We start from the raw sequence: 17,440 nt of genomic DNA on the forward strand, positions 1-17,440 counted from the left end.
TCCTCAACAGCAAATGCACTGACAATCAAATAATTAACAAAAAAAATATTAACTTTATAATAAAATTCATCTTAATGAAAATAATCGAACATTATTATAGTGCAGATTTGAAATGGCCAGAGCATTATGCCAAGCAATTTGACGGTAAGATAGACGGCAACTTTATCATTCTTCCTGAAGATGCTCAGAGAGGAGTACGCTATTTTCTTGATTGTGGAGAAGGCATAATTGCTTACTATATAAATGTTGAATATCTGAGGAATTTTCAATTAATACAAAAAAATGAAAATCCAGATTTTGTTGGTTTTTATTACAACTTAACCGATGGTGAGGCTACTGTAAGCAGCGATCAATTTATGTTTAATGTCAGCAGGTGGCATTATAATTTATCCGTTATTGACGGATCTCTGGATTCTGTGTATAATGTCAAGGCTGGCAGTAAGACTTTTGCATTGTGCATTTTTATCAAAAAAAGCATGATAAAAGCTTATACTAAAAAAAATCATATCGAAATCCAAAATATTGATTCTGTTGTCAATTCGAAAAAAAATACCATTGTACGATTTGATCGTATGAGCAGTGAGAGCTTTCATTTACTAAATGATTTACGAAAGTTAGAAGTCGGAGGTGCTGTATTTGATTTAAATCTTAGGGGGACTGTGCAATTATTGATTTCAAATTATCTAAAAAAAATAGCAACAAAAAGGATTATTATTCAGACAGTAAATGAAGTTGATCTTGCTAATATTATAAACACTCAAATGTATTTAATCAGTCATATTAAAGATCATTTCCCTAGTATTGAGTTCATGGCAAAAAGAGCCAATATGTCTGAATCTAAATTTAAAAGTTTATTTAAAAAAATAACAGGTAATACCGCAAATGTTTTTTTTATGGACAACAAACTATTATACGCTAAAGAGCTTTTAGAAAAAAAACAATTAACAATATCTCAAATTTCTGATGAATTAAGCTTTACCAACAACTCTTATTTTGCATCTAAGTTTAAAGAACACTTTGGTCTTTCTCCAAAGGCTTTTAATAAACAACTATAATGATTCATTTTTAAGTATCATGCAACCCTCAAGTATATGAAAAAAGTAACTCATTATTACAGTCTTACTCCTGAATGGCAAAACGATCTAGCGGCGCAATTCAACACTCCGTTAATTGATAATAGGCTAATTAACATACCTAAAGATATAGGAAAGGGTTTTTGCTATTTTACACAAATCATGACCGGTATATCTGCCGTATATATTGATTTGACAGCAACAGAACCTTTAAAAATTACGAGGTTGAAATCTAACAATCAGCTCTACATTTTTCATTTCGATCTCAGCGAACATATTAATTTGATCAAAATAAACAATATTGATTATCAAATTGGATCATTTAATCAATTAGATCTGGCAATAATTGATAATGAACTTGAAAGTACTTTTAAGCCCGCTGTAAATGAGAGAACTGTTGCACTGAGAATATTATTAGATAAAAATTTACTTCGTGATTTTATCCAAAAATTATCTGTAAAGGAAGATCAATTTGAAAAAGAAAAAAACTCTAAAAAAGCAATGTATCATTATGGAAATATCGACAGCAACAGCATTTTACTTATTCAATCTCTTAAAAACAAGTCTATTGATGAGATTACATTTGATTCTTTTCTGAAAGGAGTATGTTTAAAAGTTCTAGGGAACTTTTTTAATAAATTTCACGAATCATCATCTAAAGAATCCAGTCACATAATAGAAATCGAAAGTAAAGCAATTGAAAGAACAAAAGATTATTTGATAAACAATTTACACGGTTCTTTTCCGTCTATTGTATTTTTAGCAGGTATGGCGGGAATGTCTTCTACCAAATACAAAACTCTTTTTAAAGCAAAATATAATGATACTCCTAAAAATTTATTTATAAAAGAAAAAATCTTATTGGCTCAAAAACTTTTAAAAAGCGGTAAATATGAGACCATAACCCAAGTTATTTACGAACTTAATTACAATAAGCTAAGTTTCTTTTCTGTAAAATATCGTCAATACTTAAACAGTTCAATTTCAAATGACTTCGTTAAAACCCCGAACTCAAAAAAAAGTCATCTAGAGACTAATGAAAATGAAATTAAACTTAAATCTGAAAAAAAAATTAGACGAAAAACAAAATCTTAAATATTTTGTTTTGATTCATAAAAAAACTGCTGTCAACTTAAATTGACAGCAGTTTAAAATCTCAACTATATTTATTAAAAATTCACAATAAACTCTGAACGTCTGTTTACTTCGTGTTCTTTTTCAGAACAAGGTACACCATTTGAACAATGGTTCAACAGGCGTGTCTCACCAAAACCTTCACCTTTAATTCGTTCTGGCGCAATACCTGCTTTAATGATGTAATCAACAGTTGCCTGAGCTCTATTTTGAGAAAGTTTCATATTAAAATCATCACGTCCACGGCTATCAGTATACGAATTAACTTTTAAGGTTAAGATTGGGCGGTCTTTCATTACTTGAACAACTTTATCTAATTCTTTTTTAGATGATGTTCTTATATTATACCCATTTAAATCGAAGTAAATTGGATCCAGATTCAATTTTTCATGGAGGTTCTCGCCAGGAGCAATTGTTACTATATTTCCATTTACCACTACTTCCATTTCTTTTACTAATTCAAAAGATATTTCCTTTTTTTCTAAAGCTTTTAGCGGACTAACATCTATGGTTCTATTTGCTAAACCAATCTTATGATAAACCGCTTTATAAGATAAAAACGGATCTAATGGTATACTATATTTTCCGTCGGCATCAGTTTTAGAAGCAGCAACAACTTCATTTTTACTATTAAAAATTTCAATTGTTAAATCAGCTACCGGTTTACCGCTTTCAGAAATTGTACCATAAACTAATGCACGGATATCAAAATCAAATGTAACCGGTTTGTTTTCTACAAACCCATAAATATCATCGTTTCCTGATCTGTCAGAAGAAAAGAAACCTTTCATATCGCTGTTGATTGTATAAGCAAAATCATCAAAAGTGGTGTTTACTCCATCTCCTAAATTAACTACATGGTAATTTCCCGATAAATCTTTTATTGCTGCAAATACATCAAGACCTCCTAATCCTGGATGTCCGTCTGATGCGAAGTATAAAATTCCTTTTTCATCCATAAAAGGATAGGTCTCTCTCCCTGGAGTATTTATTTCATCTGGCAGTTTTGTAACATCATTTCCAATAATACCACCTTTCTTTAAACTTACAACATACAAGTCAGAATTACCAAATTTATTATTTCTGTCTGAAACAAAATATAATTGTGATTCATCTGGACTTAACGCTGGATGGGCAGAAGAGAAGCCATCACTATTGATCGGATAAGGCAGCTCTTTTACGTTTTTCCACTCTCCGTTTACATTCTCAGCAACATAAATTTTCAAGAAATTTGTTCCATTCCTATCAGCTCCTAATTTACCGTCTGAATAGTTATTTCTTGTAAAAAACATATACTTTCCATCTTTGGTAACCGCTGCCGTGCTCTGGTGATATCTCGTATTAACATCTCCTTTTACTTTCACTGGATTTGTTAGTCCTCCATCAGAAGTAATATCAGCTGTATATAACTTTAAAAATGATTTGTCATTCCAGCTGTGTTTTCGTTTTATTATCACACCTGTATCTTTTGCAGAAGTATAAACTACTTTATCTTTACCCAAAAATGAAGTTCCGAAATCAGAAAAAGGACTGTTTATATCTATGTTTTTTAAGCTATAACGCCCCGACTGTTTTTGAATTGCTGCCATTAGCTTTTTTTCATCCCAGTTTTCACCTTCTTTTATTTTCCCGATCTTTTCGTAATATTTTTTTATAACTCCATAAGATTCCTCGTATTTTTGAAGATTGTTTAACGATTGTGCATATCTAAAATAATAAACGGGGTCAACATTATTGTTTAGATCCAAAACTTTAGAATAAGCCATTGCTGCTTCTCCATAGTTAGCATTGAAGTAATAACAATTTCCAAGTTTGGTAAAAACATCTATAGAAGTATTTCCTTTATCAACCAGCTCTTGGTACAATTTACCTGCTTCTAAAAAAGCAAATTTTCCATAAACTTCGTTTGCTTTCTCCAACTTTTTGTTTTGTGCTTCTACTTTTCCTATCTGAGCAAAACAAATAAAAAGCAACATATACAATATACTTAATTTCCTGATCATCATCTTGTTATTTCGTTTTGTTTTAATTAAAAGAATCTTGGCGTTACTAATCGGTATTTAGTTTCTGTAAACAAATCGAATCGTAAGAAAATCTCGTGTGATCCCGAACTATAATTTCTAATTTTCGTAGTTTCGAAATCATACGCATATCCAATGTTCATTCCCGGAGTTATCTGAAAACCAGCCATTGCACTTACAGCAGCATCCCATCTGTAAGCTGCTCCAAGGGTTAGTTTTTCGTAAAATAAAAAATTAGCAGAAAGGTCTACTGCTAATGGAGCACCTTGCACCATTTTAATCATTGCTGCCGGCTTAAATTTTAAGTTATCATTTAAATCAAATACATAACCTCCCATAGCATAAAAGTGCATTCTTTTAGAAGCCATAGAAGTTTGGATATCATCATAAAATTTAGTTTCTAAAATCATCGGTACAGACAAACCTGCATACCATTTTTCACTATGGAAATAAACTCCTGCTCCAAAATTTGGTGATATTTGAGATAGCTGGCCGTTCAAATAGGGATCATTTGGATTAAGTGTTCTCAATTTAGTATAGTCTATATTCATAAAGTTACCTGATGCACTGATCCCTAGTGACATAGTCAAGTCTGCAGAAAGTTGAACTGGATAAGAATAATTAGCAGAAATTGTAGTTTCATTTGACGGTCCAATCTGATCATTTATTGCTGAAAATCCCAAACCTTGTCCATTTTTTGAAACTGGCATTTCAAAAGAAAAGTTGGCTGTTTTTGGAGCTCCTTCAAGCCCTACCCATTGTGTTCTGTATAATCCAAATATACTAGGTACACCTCGTGTTCCAGTATAAGCGGGATTTATTGTCATCGTATTATACATGTATTGCGTATATTGAGAATCTTGCTGTGCCCGCGCATCAAACATTCCTAAAAGCAATATTGCAAATAAACAATAGAAATTCTTTTTCATTAGTTCTACTTAAATTAATTTTTACTTGTTATTTCGTTTATTAACAACATGAATAAAAGTTCACATTAGGTACACTTTTAATGCTACTAATTTTTCGATGCAAATTTCTAATCAAAATACTTTTATGAAGTCCCCTAAAAGTTTTTATACTTACAGAATAAGACAAACTACACTGTAAATAGCTAAAAATGAAACAGTTTAAAATTTATTGATTAGCCAATAACTATAAATGGAAAAATTATGGAGGAAACAAAAGTGTATTTAAAATAGCTAACAAAACTCTTTATATTGAAATACAATACATTGCAAGAATATAGTGTTAGTACATTAATAACTTTCAGATTTTTAGATAAAGAAAAAAGAGTGAATAAATCCGCTCTTTTAATGATAAGTGATGTAAAAAAAAAGTAAATAGTACGAAGTAAAATTTTAACTTATATATATAAATTAAAAAAGAGAAAGTAGTGACTCTTTCTCTCTTTCAAAAAACTAATTTTATAATAATTGCATGTGGAAAATCCAAAATCCATAAATAGTTTCAACTTCTATGTTTAATTGAATTATCTAAAACAAAATTCTCTTATTATCAATTGAAATATTACCCTTAAAAGTTTAAAAAGTAACATTTTAAGACATTTGCGTTGTCCTTTCTTCTTAAATTTATTTTATTGACTTTTTAAGTTTATCTAATGAAGAATCATTTGACATTTTGATTTGATAAACAACGATCTGTGCTATTTCTGTTGCGCCTTTTAAGGATAAATGTGTATCGTCGGCTTTATCTTTATCATAAAAAGCATTCTCCCCTGCTTTAAAATGTAAATGCAGCTGCTTTGATTTTTCTGGTCCGTAAGATTGTTCTAGAAGTTCGGTGTAATATTCTAAATCAATAAACGGAACTTTGTATTCTTGTGCCACCAATCTAGTTTCTAACAGATAATCGCCATGTGTCGGCACTAACACTCCTTTTTCATTAAAATTACGACGGCTGATTGAAGTCAGTAAAATCGGAATGGCTCCTTTTTCTCTGCTTTCTTTTACAAACTTAATTAGGTTGTAACGGTACGCTGTATGCGGATTTGTGTAACGCGCCGAGTCTTCGATTTTTTGATCGTTATGTCCGAATTCAATAAAGACATAATCGCCTTTTTTTAGTTTTTTATAAATGGAATCCCAACGTTTTTCGTTGATAAAACTTCTGGTGCTTCTGCCGTTTACTGCTTTATTTACTACTGCTATATTTTCTGTAAAAAAAGGTTGTAAAACCTGCGCCCAGCCATGCTCTGGATTTTTTTTTGGGTCTTTTTTATTCGCCATTGTAGAGTCGCCAATGCAGTATAATGTTGTTTTTTGAGCGAAACTTGCTGTGGTGATTAAGAGGGCTAGAAGAATGTATTTTTTCATTTTAATTTGTTTTGTTTTTTAACCGTCAAGTGCGCGAAGGATGATAGGTTATTTTTCTTTATTTTTCTTTATTTTCTTTGGCTCTTTTTCTTGTTTCACGCAGATTCCGCAGATTTTAGCTGATTTGCGCAGATTAAATTTATATCTGTATAATCTGCTTTAATCTTTTAAATCTGCGTGAAAAATTACTCTCGCAGATTCCGCAGATTAAGGAGATTTTTTTCTTTGATGCTGAAATTTTCTCGCAAAGACGCAGAGGCGTTAAGTTTTTTTCTTATTTCACACAGATTAAATTTATAATCTGTATAATCTGCTTTAATCTTTTTCAAATCTGCGTGAAAAATTTACTCGCAGATTCCCCAGATTAAGGAGATTTTTTTCTTTGGTGCTGAAATTTTCTCGCAAAGACGCAGAGGCGCTAAGCTTTTTTCTTATTTCAAGCAGATTAAATTTATAATCTGTATAATCAGTTTTAATCTTTTTAAATCTGCATCAGTTTTAATCTTTTTAAATCTGCATGAAAAATTTACTCTCGCAGATTCCCCAGATTAAGGAGATTTTTTTCTTTGGTGCTGAAATTTTCTCGCAAAGACGCAGAGGCGCTAAGTTTTTTTCTTATTTCAAGCAGATTAAATTTATAATCTGTATAATCTGCTTTAATCTTTTTAAATCTGCGTGAAAAATTTACTCTCGCAGATTCCGCAGATTAAGGAGATTTTTTCTTTGATGCCGAAATTTTCTCGCAAAGACGCAAAGGCGCTAAGTTTTTTTCTTATTTCACACAGATTAAATTTATAATCTGTATAATCTGCTTTGATCTTTTTCAAATCTGTGTGAAATAAAATCTCTACGCCTTCGCGTCTTCGCAAGATTAAAAATACATCAAATACTTTGCGATATTCTTTGCGTAGACGCACTGCAGTGCGCCTCTACGTAAAAACCTTTGTCTCTTTGTTACTTTGTTACTTTGTCCCTTTTGTTACTTTAAAAATCACTGCTTAGAAACCGCTGTAGGCACACTTGCTTTTTTTCCTATAAAGACATCTGTCATCAAAACATTTTCTGCGTTTTCGTTAGATAGTGCATTTTTAGTCTCTTTAATCTCTATGTTCGTTAAGGTTATATTTTTAATTTTTTTCTCTGGAAATCCTTGAATGACAATTCCTGATTCTGATGCTTTATTACAAGTTATGTTAGAAAAATGTACGTTGGATATATCAGACTGATAGCCTTTTCCTTCTCCATGATAATTTGCTGTGATATAAAGACAATCTTCAACTTGGTCTAATTGAATATTATGCACAAATATATTTTTAATATACCCGCCACGATCAGCATTGGTTTTTAGATAAATACCTCTTTTCAAATATCCGATCGTTTTACAATTTTCTACAAATACATTTTGAACTCCAGCTGACATTTCACTGCCAATTACTACTCCGTGAAGGCCTTTAAAATTACAGTTTCGTATCACAATGTTCTGGCTTGGTGTTGCCGCATTCATTCTTCCTTCGTGATCTCTGCCGGCTTTTATGGCTACATTATCGTCGCCATTATCAAAGTTTACATTTTCTATTAAAACGTCTTTAGCATATTCTGGATCGATTCCGTCGTTATTGTGATTTAATGATTTATAACTAATGCCTCGAACGGTTATACTTTGCGATTTTAATAAATGCAGACACCAAAATGGTGAGTTTTCAATTCTAACATTTTCAACCAAAATGTTTTTACAATTTAGAAACTGAATCATCTGTGGTCTCAAAAAGTAATTTTCTCCAAATTTTCTGTCTTCTACAGGAACATTGGTATGGTTCATTTCACGGCTTAATTCTTTGCCTTTACCTTCTTTTGCTTTAAAGGTTTTCCAAGTTTTCCCTCCTTCTCCATCTATCGTTCCTTCTCCAGAAATGGCGATATTTGTGCAATTATTAGCATAAATAAGCGGGCTGTAATTGTAGAGCATCGTTCCTTCCCAACTCGTTAAGACCAATGGAAGATAATCTTTTGGATTGTCACTGAATTTAATTTTGGCGCCTTTTTCAATCTTAAGATTAACATTACTTACAAAATGAATCGGTCCGTTTATCTTATAAATTCCTTTTGGGACAATAATGGTTCCGCCATTTTTCTTTTGGCACAATGCCATTGCTTTGTCAAAGATCTTTTTATTATCGGTTATCGAATCGCCTTTTGCTCCTAGTTTTAGAATGTTTATTTGATACGAAGAAAATACAGGAAGCTGAATATTCTTTACAATAGAATCCACTTTTGCAACAGGAAATGTACCATTTTGCGCAAAGGTTATACTCGAAATTAAAACTAAAAAAAGGTATCTAAGATTCATTTTGTTTCTTATTTAATACTGCATTACTAAAACATAATTTATACTTCAAAAATTCAAATTATCTTAAAAACCAATTTGCTGTTTTGTCTTTTAGAATATTTGATGCAGTGAATGATGCTGCTTCTTTTTTTGAAAGTTGATAGGACCACTTTACTCTTTTTGAAAAAGCGGCGCCTTCTCCTGTATTATTATATTCTGCGTAAAACGATTTTTTTTCTGCTTCTGTTTTTGACCAGTTTTCCCATCCTTCAGGTTTAATTTGTTTTCCCAATTCGCAGTTTAAGAAAACTGTTTTAGCATAAATACGCCAAGGTCTGCCTAGATAAACATCTTTTGCTTCTGTGTTTGCAGTAATTTTACAATCTTTAAAAACAAAACCAAAAGCAGTTCCTTCTGGAGTTGAAGCTGCAGTAATGTAAGAGCTTTTGATACTGTGAATAATACAGTTTTCAAACAATGCCGTTGCACTTCCAAATATAAAATCGGTTGTTCCTTCTATATAACAATCTTTAAAATACTGTTTTGTTTCTTTGCCAGACACATACAAAGTATCCTGATTTCCTAGCAGCTTGCAATTCGAAATTTTAACTCTATTCCCTGTAACAGATAAGGCAATTGCCTGTCCGCGGTCTCCTGAAGCATTTTTAATGGTTAAATTAGAAACGACGCAATCATCTCCTTCTATAGAAAGTGTATAGGTATAAAAAGTACTGTTTCTGCCTAAACCGATTTTAGAAAAATTATCATCAAAAGTAATTATCGTATTCTCTTTACTTTCGCCTTTTAAAACGACATTAGTATTCCATTCTGGAAGTCTAACTTTTTCGTTATAAGTTCCATTTTTTACAAATATTGTTACGGTCTCATAGGGAAATGCAGGACAAGCATAAATAGCATCCTGAATTTTTGTAAAATCTCCTGAGCCATCTTGTGCCACAGTAATTAGAGATACATTCTTTTTTTCTGCTGCTCCTACTCTTGTTCCGTTTTTTATTGCCCAGTCGGGAAATTTCTTTAATACTTCTTTCGCAGCATCAGAATACCAAGAATAGCCATTTCGTCTCTCTGAACCAATTTGATCCAAAGATTTTTTTCTGATTCCGTCACGGTCACAGAAAAATGGTTCATTGGTTTCTAAATCCATAAATCTTGCCCAGATTGGTGAAGCATTTTCTACCAGAATCATCTTTTTATCTATGATTTTTCCAGCATCATTTAAAACTCTTTTCTCTTCTAGATTGGTAATTTTTGTTTTTTCAAACCACGCTACAGCACTTTTTACTGCGGTTACAATTTCTGGAGACGGCTTTTCAATAGACATTAAAAGCAATGTTATCTTTACCGACTCGTAACCACTAAGTGAAATTAATTCGAAAGCTCTTGCATTTGCCGGCAATAAAGTAACTTCATCATGTTGTGCGCACCAAGCTGTTAAAATGCCATTTTGTTTGTATTGCGTTTTTAAGATACAATCTATTCCTTTTTCAAAAGATTTTTTACATTTTTCTACTGTAACATTGTCTGGTTTTATGCTGTAATAATCCGTTTGATCTGCTACATTTCTAATGACATTTAAGATGTTAACCATAGAATCATCATTATAGGTAATATGTGTATAATATCCCTTTTTCAATGGATAAAACTGAGGCCAGCCTCCGTTGGCATATTGGGCTTCTAATAGATAATTTAATCCTTTTAGAAATGATTCTTTGTAACGCTCGTCTTTTGTCTGTGCATACATTTTAGACATAAAAAGCATTTCCTGCGTTGTTGCGCCATTGTCAGTAGTGGTTTCAACCGCAGTCTTTTTAAGTGCCAATAAATCTTTCTGCTGTTTTTCTGTCAATTCCTGCTGCATTTGGATATTCTTTGGCCAGCCGCCAATATCTCTTTGGTATAACAAAACGTTATCGGCTGCTTTTTTTGCTTCTTCAGTTCCGAACCAAGCAGGATCGCTTTTGCGAATAATATCCGACCAGTTTTTGTACTTGTTCTGCGCCTGCAAACTCAAACTTAAACTGCAGAAAAGGAATAGAATATATTGTTGAATGCTTTTCATTGTCTTTTATTTTGTAATTCTAAACCAGTCTACAGCCACATTTCCAGAATCGTTAGTTACTTTTTCGCCTAAAGCAAAAAGTCCGACTTTAGCGCCAATCCATTTTCCTTCTTTAGCTGTAAAATCATTTCCGATAGCTTGGTAATTTTTATCGTCTAAGCTGTAAAAAAAGCTGCAGATTCCGTCTTTTTTAATTGTAACTCTCAAATAGATAGTGTTATTTGAAATTGCAATAGGTTTAGATTCTGATTCTGAAACTGATTTATTAAAAGTTCCCGTTTTTTGACTTAGAAATAATTTTCCGTTTTCATTTTTAAAACATAAATAACTATAATCTAATCCCATAATAATCAAACCCGTAGATTCTCCATTTATTCTGGTATTAAAAGTTAGTTTTGTAGTTGCCGTAAACTCTTCAGCCGGAAACTTCTGCAATAGTAAGTTGGGAGCATTAAAAATATTGCTTGCTGTTGTATTACAAAACAAATTAAGGTATCCTAAACTCGTCGGCATTCCCCAATTAATTTGCTTATTGGCCTGCCATTGCCATTGTAGTCCTAATTTAGGCGAATTAAATTCGTCTGATTCTGCTGGAGTTTCAATTGGATATTTTTTTCCAATATTTGGTTTTTTGAAAGTCGTAACGGGTTCTCCGACTCCATTTTTATCAAAATCCTGTCCCATTTCCGGCCAGTCATTTACCCATTTCATAGGCTGCAGATGTACGATACGTCCGTAAGCTTCTTTATCTTGAAAATGAAAAAACCAATCTTCTCCGGTTTGTGTTGTCACCCAAGCGCCTTGATGCGGACCATTTATTTTTGTAGAACCTTGTTCGAGAACTTTTTTCTTTTCATAAGGACCAAAAACATTTTTAGATCTTAAAACTGTCTGCCATCCAGTCGGAACACCTCCAGCTGGTGCAAAAATATAGTAGTAATTATTTCGTTTGTAGAATTTTGGACCTTCAATAGTTCCTTCACTTTCATGTCCGTCAATTACCATTACTTCATCATTATTTACAATTGTTCCGTCTGGTTTCATGGTGCAAACCACCAATAAACTCTTAATCTGTGCGCGACTCCCTGCAAAGGCATGCACTAAATAAGCTTTCCCGTCAGTATCCCAAAGCGGACTCGGATCTATCAGTCCTTTTCCTGCTTTTACTAATAATGGCTCAGACCAAGGTCCTTCGGCTTTTTTGGCTTTTATCATATAAATGCCGAAATCGGGATCTGGATAGTAAATGTAGAATTCGTTATTATGAAAATTAATACTTGGCGCCCAGACACCGTTTCCGTGCTGCACACTATCATAAGTTTCAAAAGGCGGCTGTTTTGCCAATGCATAACCAATTATTTTCCAGTTCACTAGATCTTTAGAATGTAAAATAGGTAATCCTGGAATACAATTAAAAGAAGATGCTGTCATATAATAATCATCGCCTACGCGAACGACATCCGGATCTGAATAATCGGCATGAAGAATAGGATTCGTGTAGGTTCCGTCTCCGTTATCAGATACCCAGACTTGTGCTTGATTTTTCTGAAAATAAATTATCGACAGAAACAAAAAGATGACTTTTATATTTTTCATTTAAAGTGATTATTTTATTATACCTCACAGGTTTTAAAACCTGTGAGGATGCAGCTTAATTATCTATTTAACTCCAAAGCAGCTAAAATAAAAGGTCCAGTTGCTTTTGGATCGTTGTCTTTTTTTCTTTCGTTTACGTAATATTCGTAAGAACCATCACGATAAGGAGTTCCGCCTAAACCTGCAACTTGACAGCAGTTTGTTAAAGTAATACCGCCGTCTTCGTCTACTTTTTTAATTAAAACTGTTGTTAATCCGTCGAAAGCTTTGTTGGCTAGTTTTTTATATTTTGCTGGCAAATAACCTTTGTTTGCTCCTTTTGCAAAAGCATACGCAAACATAGAAGATCCAGATGCTTCCAGATAATTGTCTTTGCCTCCTGCTCTGTCGGTAACCTGATACCACAATCCCGATTTATCTTGGTATTTAGCCAAAGCTTCAGATGCATTGTTTAAATATTTTACTAATTCTTTTTGTTTTGGATGGTCTTTTGGGAAATAATCTAAAACATCAACCAAAGCCATTACATACCACCCCAAAGCTCTAGACCAAAAATTTGGTGAGTTTCCAGTTTCTTTATTTGCCCAAGGCATTTGTTTACTTTCGTCCCATCCGTGGTATAATAATCCTGTTTTTGGATCTGTTGCATGAAGCTGAATCAATTCGAATTGTTTTGCGATATCATCTAAGCTTTTTCCGTTTTCAAATGTCACGGTGTATTGTGTATAAAAAGGTTCTCCCATATACAACCCGTCTAACCACATTTGGTTTGGATAAATCTGTTTGTGCCAGAAACCACCGCTTGCCGTTCTTGGCTGTTCTGCCAATTGCTTGCGAATCTGCTGTAAAGCTTTTAAATATTTATCTTGTTTTGTTTCTGCGTAAATATCAAACAAAAGACGTCCAGGAACCACCAAATCAATATTGTATTTATCAAATTCGTAGGTTTTGATTTCTCCATCGGCTTGAACCAATTCATCAACGTATCCTCTTACATAAGCTTTGTATCTCGGATCTGGATTTTTTTTGTATAATTCTTCAATCGAATGTAAAACCAAAGCGTGTACATAATCCCATTTTGGCTTTTTAGCATCATCCAGCATATAAGCTTCTGGATGGCGTTTCATTAAAGTTAAAGCCATTTTATCAGACCATTTTAAATTCTTTCCGATTACGATGTCCTTTTTTGGCTCTTGCGAGGTTACTTTACAACTTGTAATTGTCATCACACAAATCAGTAAAACTGACATTAGGTAACTTTGCTTTCTACTATTCTTCATTTCAAAATATATTTAAATTCTACTATTTTTTATTTTTTTACTAATTATATCTCTTCCAACATTCCCATCATCCAATTATCCAATTATCTAATTGACTAATTATCTAATTCTAATGCTGCCAAAATAAAAGGGCCAAGTCCATGTGAATTATCCACTTTTATTTTTTCGTTTATGTAATATTCGTACGAACCATCTCTATACGGATTTCCTCCTAATCCCGCACTCGCGCATACTTGAGTTATATGAAGTTCGCCACTAGGATCAATGGTAATTAATTTGTTTACGATTGCTTCAAAACCTTTTAATGCGGCGTTTGTATAACTCGAAGATAAATAGCCTTTGTTTGCTCCTTTCGCGAAAGCGTAAACAAACATTTCAGATCCCGACGCTTCCAGATAATTTCCTTTTTTATTTCCTGCATCGGTTACCTGATACCATAATCCTGATTTATCTTGATATTTTAAAACGGCTTTTGAAATAGCATTCAAATACTTGATTAATTCTTTTCTTTTTGGATGTTCTTTTGGCATATAATCCAAAACATCTACCAGAGCCATCATGTACCAGCCAATGGATCTTGACCAAAAGTTAGGTGAAGTTCCTGTTGTTTTGTTTGCCCAAGCCATTTGTTTACTTTCATCCCAAGCGTGAAAAAGTAATCCTGTTTTTGGGTCTAAAGTGTGTTTGTGAATTTCTTCAAACTGCTTTGCGATATCATCAAAGGCTTTATTGTTTTCGAATTCAGCAGTGTAACGAGCATAAAATGGCTCGCCCATGTACAAACCATCGAGCCACATTTGGTACGGATAAATCTTTTTGTGCCAAAACCCTCCTGAATTGGTTCTAGGATGCGTTTCTAACTGTTTTCTCAAAGTCTGCAAAGCGGTAAGATAACGTTTGTCTTTGGTCGAATCGTAAAGATCGAAAAGTATTTTTCCGGCGTTAATATTGTCAATATTGTAATCTTCTAACTTATAATTCAAGATTTCACCAGATTCATTTATTGTTGATTCTGCGTATCCTTTTGCATATTCAAAATAAACTGGATTATTTGTCTTTTGATACAATTTTTGAAAAGACAACATGGCTAAACCTATTTTATAATCCCATTTTGGTTTTTCGTTATTATCAATCTGCCAGGCTTTTGGAGCGCGTTTCATAATCGAAAGCGCCATTCTTTCTGACCATTTTAAATCTTTAGAAATTATAGATGAATTGTTTTTTTCTTGTGCAGAAACCGTCGCAGATATAAAAAGAATTATACCCGTCATTGCCGCTAAAACCGATTTTATGTTATTTCTGCAATTCATTTTATTCTTATTATTTATTTAATTCAATAGCACTTAATAAAAATGCACCGTATGCAATCGCACCGTTTTCTTTTGGTTTTGCTGTTAGATAATAATCATTGGTGCCGTCACGAAAAGGTTTTCCGCCCAATCCAACATTCGAAGAACTGTTTAGAATATTTATTTCTCCTTTTTTATCGACTTTTACAAACTCTTTTACAAAACTGTCAAAAGATTTCTTTGCTGTTGTTTTGTAACTTGAAGGTAAATATCCTTTGTCTGCACCTTTTGCAAAAGCATAAATAATCATTCCAGAAGCAGAAGATTCTACATAATTTCCGAATTTTTCAGGTTTATCTGCAACTTGGTACCATAAACCAGATTCACTCTTAAACTGATTTACATTCTTTGCAATGTCATTCAAATACCCAACCAAAACTTTATATTTTGGATGCGATTTCGGAAAATAATCGAGCGTTTCTACCAATGCAATCATGTACCAGCCGATACCGCGTCCCCAGATTGTCGGCGATGTTCCCGTTTGTTTGTCTGCCCAGGCAATTTCTTTGCTTTCATCCCATGCCTGATAAACCAATCCTGTTTTTTTATCTATAATATGATTTTGAACCAGCTCAAATTGTTTAGCGATATCGTCAAGATTTTTACCTTTTTCGTATTTTACCGTAAACTGCGTGTAAAATGGTTCTGCCATATACAAACCATCAATCCACATTTGATTCGGATAAATCTGTTTGTGCCAAAAGCCGCCGCTTGCCGTTCTTGGCTGTGTTTCTAACTGATTTCTAACTTTCCCGATAATCTGAAAATAGCGCGAATCTTTAGTAACATCATAAAGATTAAAAAGCAATTTTGTCGGATTGAGATAATCGATATTGTATTCTTTGAGATCGTATTTTTTTATATTTCCCGTGCTGTCAATCATTTCATCAACATACTCTTTGGTATAATTGAAATACTTTTTGTTGTTTGTTTTCTGATATAATTTTTCGAAACCAGACAACACAAAACCCATTTTATAATCCCATTTTGGTTTCTCATTTCCATCGAGCTGCCATGCTTTTGGATATTTATTCATAATGGTAACTGCTGTTCTTTCGGACCATTTTAATTGATCTGAAATAACTTCCTGATTTTGTGAAATGCCTTTTATACTAAAAAGCATCACAAACACAACTACAAAAAATTGAGAATTAATTTTAGGCATAGGCTTTATTGTTTTCAGTTTTTTTGTTTCAAGTTTCAGGTTTCAAGTTTAACGTTGATTCTTTGTTCAAGCAAACTTGAAACTTGAAACCTGAAACTTAAAAACTTCTCTTTACATTTTCCCTTTTTTATTCAATACTTCTAATTTTTCATTTAAGTATTTTTCGAATTCCTCTTTCGATTTGATTCCGTTAACTTCTTGTTCCCAAGCTCCCAAAAGATAAAAAGTTACCGCTTTGGTTGTTGGTTTAAAAACTAAAAGATAATCTAAATCAGTATCTTGTGTACTTTCGATAGTACTAATTTCATAAAAAATTGCCATTCCTAACTTATCTGGAACCAAAGATTGTTCGCCGTAAGTTGCTAAATATGCCCATTTTTTGTTTTTACTTTCTTTTTTAAGCAAATCTGTATTTTTTTGTTTTACAATTCCTGTACAGATTCCTTTAATTTCTTTTGACGCTTTAATGGTGTGCTGCGTGTAAAGATTATTTGGTTTGATAGTTAATTCTGAAACGAAATCAATATTGTCCGAAGCCGTTTTCCATCCATAATAGTTCACTTTCACAACCGACTCATTTGCTTTATTAGAAACTACTGCAATCGTAGAATCTACTTCACGGAAGTGCAGTTTTTCGTTGTTTAAATAACGATCAATAGAACCAATTCCGATTCCTTTTCCAGCTTTCAAGATATCAGCTCCCCAATCGCTCATTTCGTGATACGAATCAAAACCATCCTGACCTACTTTTGGAAGAATATTTTCTGAAGTTTTCTTTCCAAAAATATCAATTGCATTTCTCCAGTCTAAATACAAGCGGTAACCAATTCTGTTATTTTCCCATCCTGGTCCTTCGTAACGAATATCAAACGAATGATCAGTATGCTCTGGAGCTAGTTTTAATCGATCCACATTTTTAAAAACCGTTCCTCCTTTGTATTTTCTTCCTTCCCATTTTCCGTCTGTTTTGGCAGAGATTTCAGCGTACGTTTTATTGGTTTTGATATCGTATTTCTGAGCATTGATGGCAGTTAAACCTGCAAAAAATAAAACGGCTGTGGTGATTTTTGTTTTCATTATATT

General features: G+C 32.9%; 12 protein-coding genes. 2 read left to right on the forward strand and 10 right to left on the reverse strand.

Annotated elements, in window-relative coordinates:
• Window positions 1-74: 74 nt before the first annotated feature.
• Window positions 75-1,055: a helix-turn-helix transcriptional regulator gene (locus ACFSC2_RS18095; RefSeq protein ID WP_379815744.1), complete on the forward strand. Its 981-nt coding sequence runs from the start codon at window positions 75-77 to the stop codon at window positions 1,053-1,055.
• A 36-nt stretch (window positions 1,056-1,091) separates the two neighbouring features.
• The gene (locus ACFSC2_RS18100; protein WP_379815745.1) at window positions 1,092-2,168 is read left to right on the forward strand and encodes a helix-turn-helix transcriptional regulator; all 1,077 of its coding nucleotides are present in this window, start codon (window positions 1,092-1,094) and stop codon (window positions 2,166-2,168) included.
• Window positions 2,169-2,242: 74 nt separating this feature from the next.
• Here the strand turns inward: ACFSC2_RS18100 and ACFSC2_RS18105 are convergent, their stop codons facing one another.
• The 10 genes from ACFSC2_RS18105 to ACFSC2_RS18150 form a co-directional block, all read right to left on the reverse strand.
• Entirely contained in the window at window positions 2,243-4,213 is a 1,971-nt protein-coding gene (locus ACFSC2_RS18105) for an OmpA family protein (RefSeq protein ID WP_379815746.1), read from the reverse strand.
• Between the two features lie 23 nt (window positions 4,214-4,236).
• Complete coding sequence (locus ACFSC2_RS18110) at window positions 4,237-5,157, reverse strand: PorP/SprF family type IX secretion system membrane protein (RefSeq protein ID WP_379815747.1); 921 nt, start codon at window positions 5,155-5,157, stop codon at window positions 4,237-4,239.
• A 660-nt stretch (window positions 5,158-5,817) separates the two neighbouring features.
• Entirely contained in the window at window positions 5,818-6,561 is a 744-nt protein-coding gene (locus ACFSC2_RS18115; protein WP_379815748.1) for a rhamnogalacturonan acetylesterase, read from the reverse strand.
• A gap of 991 nt (window positions 6,562-7,552) precedes the next feature.
• Entirely contained in the window at window positions 7,553-8,908 is a 1,356-nt protein-coding gene (locus ACFSC2_RS18120; protein WP_379815749.1) for a glycoside hydrolase family 28 protein, read from the reverse strand.
• Between the two features lie 58 nt (window positions 8,909-8,966).
• A complete protein-coding gene (pelA, locus tag ACFSC2_RS18125) occupies window positions 8,967-10,967 on the reverse strand; it encodes a pectate lyase (protein WP_379815750.1) in 2,001 nt (666 codons plus the stop codon).
• Between the two features lie 6 nt (window positions 10,968-10,973).
• Window positions 10,974-12,563 (reverse strand): glycoside hydrolase family 43 protein, encoded by a 1,590-nt coding sequence (locus tag ACFSC2_RS18130; RefSeq protein ID WP_379815751.1) that lies wholly within the window; start codon window positions 12,561-12,563, stop codon window positions 10,974-10,976.
• 59 nt (window positions 12,564-12,622) lie between these two features.
• Window positions 12,623-13,843, reverse strand: a complete 1,221-nt coding sequence (locus ACFSC2_RS18135) for a glycoside hydrolase family 88/105 protein (RefSeq protein WP_379815752.1) — start codon at window positions 13,841-13,843, stop codon at window positions 12,623-12,625.
• Window positions 13,844-13,938: 95 nt separating this feature from the next.
• Window positions 13,939-15,153: a glycoside hydrolase family 88/105 protein gene (locus ACFSC2_RS18140; protein WP_379815753.1), complete on the reverse strand. Its 1,215-nt coding sequence runs from the start codon at window positions 15,151-15,153 to the stop codon at window positions 13,939-13,941.
• Between the two features lie 10 nt (window positions 15,154-15,163).
• Window positions 15,164-16,357 (reverse strand): glycoside hydrolase family 88/105 protein, encoded by a 1,194-nt coding sequence (locus ACFSC2_RS18145; RefSeq protein ID WP_379815754.1) that lies wholly within the window; start codon window positions 16,355-16,357, stop codon window positions 15,164-15,166.
• A gap of 111 nt (window positions 16,358-16,468) precedes the next feature.
• Entirely contained in the window at window positions 16,469-17,434 is a 966-nt protein-coding gene (locus tag ACFSC2_RS18150; protein ID WP_379815755.1) for a DUF4861 family protein, read from the reverse strand.
• Window positions 17,435-17,440 lie beyond the last annotated feature (6 nt).

Origin of the sequence: Flavobacterium artemisiae, assembly GCF_042678225.1 — a bacterium.
GTDB classification, from domain to species: Bacteria; Bacteroidota; Bacteroidia; order Flavobacteriales; family Flavobacteriaceae; genus Flavobacterium; species Flavobacterium artemisiae.

What these genes read in the sequence shown, in the direction of transcription:
- ACFSC2_RS18120 (WP_379815749.1), bottom strand. Translation starts at nt 8,908, where the DNA reads ATGAATCTTAGATACCTTTTTTTAGTTTTAATTTCGAGTATAACCTTT.
- ACFSC2_RS18150 (WP_379815755.1), bottom strand. Translation starts at nt 17,434, where the DNA reads ATGAAAACAAAAATCACCACAGCCGTTTTATTTTTTGCAGGTTTAACT.
- ACFSC2_RS18145 (WP_379815754.1), bottom strand. Translation starts at nt 16,357, where the DNA reads ATGCCTAAAATTAATTCTCAATTTTTTGTAGTTGTGTTTGTGATGCTT.
- ACFSC2_RS18135 (WP_379815752.1), bottom strand. Translation starts at nt 13,843, where the DNA reads ATGAAGAATAGTAGAAAGCAAAGTTACCTAATGTCAGTTTTACTGATT.
- ACFSC2_RS18115 (WP_379815748.1), bottom strand. Translation starts at nt 6,561, where the DNA reads ATGAAAAAATACATTCTTCTAGCCCTCTTAATCACCACAGCAAGTTTC.
- ACFSC2_RS18130 (WP_379815751.1), bottom strand. Translation starts at nt 12,563, where the DNA reads ATGAAAAATATAAAAGTCATCTTTTTGTTTCTGTCGATAATTTATTTT.
- ACFSC2_RS18140 (WP_379815753.1), bottom strand. Translation starts at nt 15,153, where the DNA reads ATGAATTGCAGAAATAACATAAAATCGGTTTTAGCGGCAATGACGGGT.
- ACFSC2_RS18095 (WP_379815744.1), top strand. Translation starts at nt 75, where the DNA reads ATGAAAATAATCGAACATTATTATAGTGCAGATTTGAAATGGCCAGAG.
- ACFSC2_RS18105 (WP_379815746.1), bottom strand. Translation starts at nt 4,213, where the DNA reads ATGATGATCAGGAAATTAAGTATATTGTATATGTTGCTTTTTATTTGT.
- ACFSC2_RS18100 (WP_379815745.1), top strand. Translation starts at nt 1,092, where the DNA reads ATGAAAAAAGTAACTCATTATTACAGTCTTACTCCTGAATGGCAAAAC.
- ACFSC2_RS18110 (WP_379815747.1), bottom strand. Translation starts at nt 5,157, where the DNA reads ATGAAAAAGAATTTCTATTGTTTATTTGCAATATTGCTTTTAGGAATG.
- pelA (WP_379815750.1), bottom strand. Translation starts at nt 10,967, where the DNA reads ATGAAAAGCATTCAACAATATATTCTATTCCTTTTCTGCAGTTTAAGT.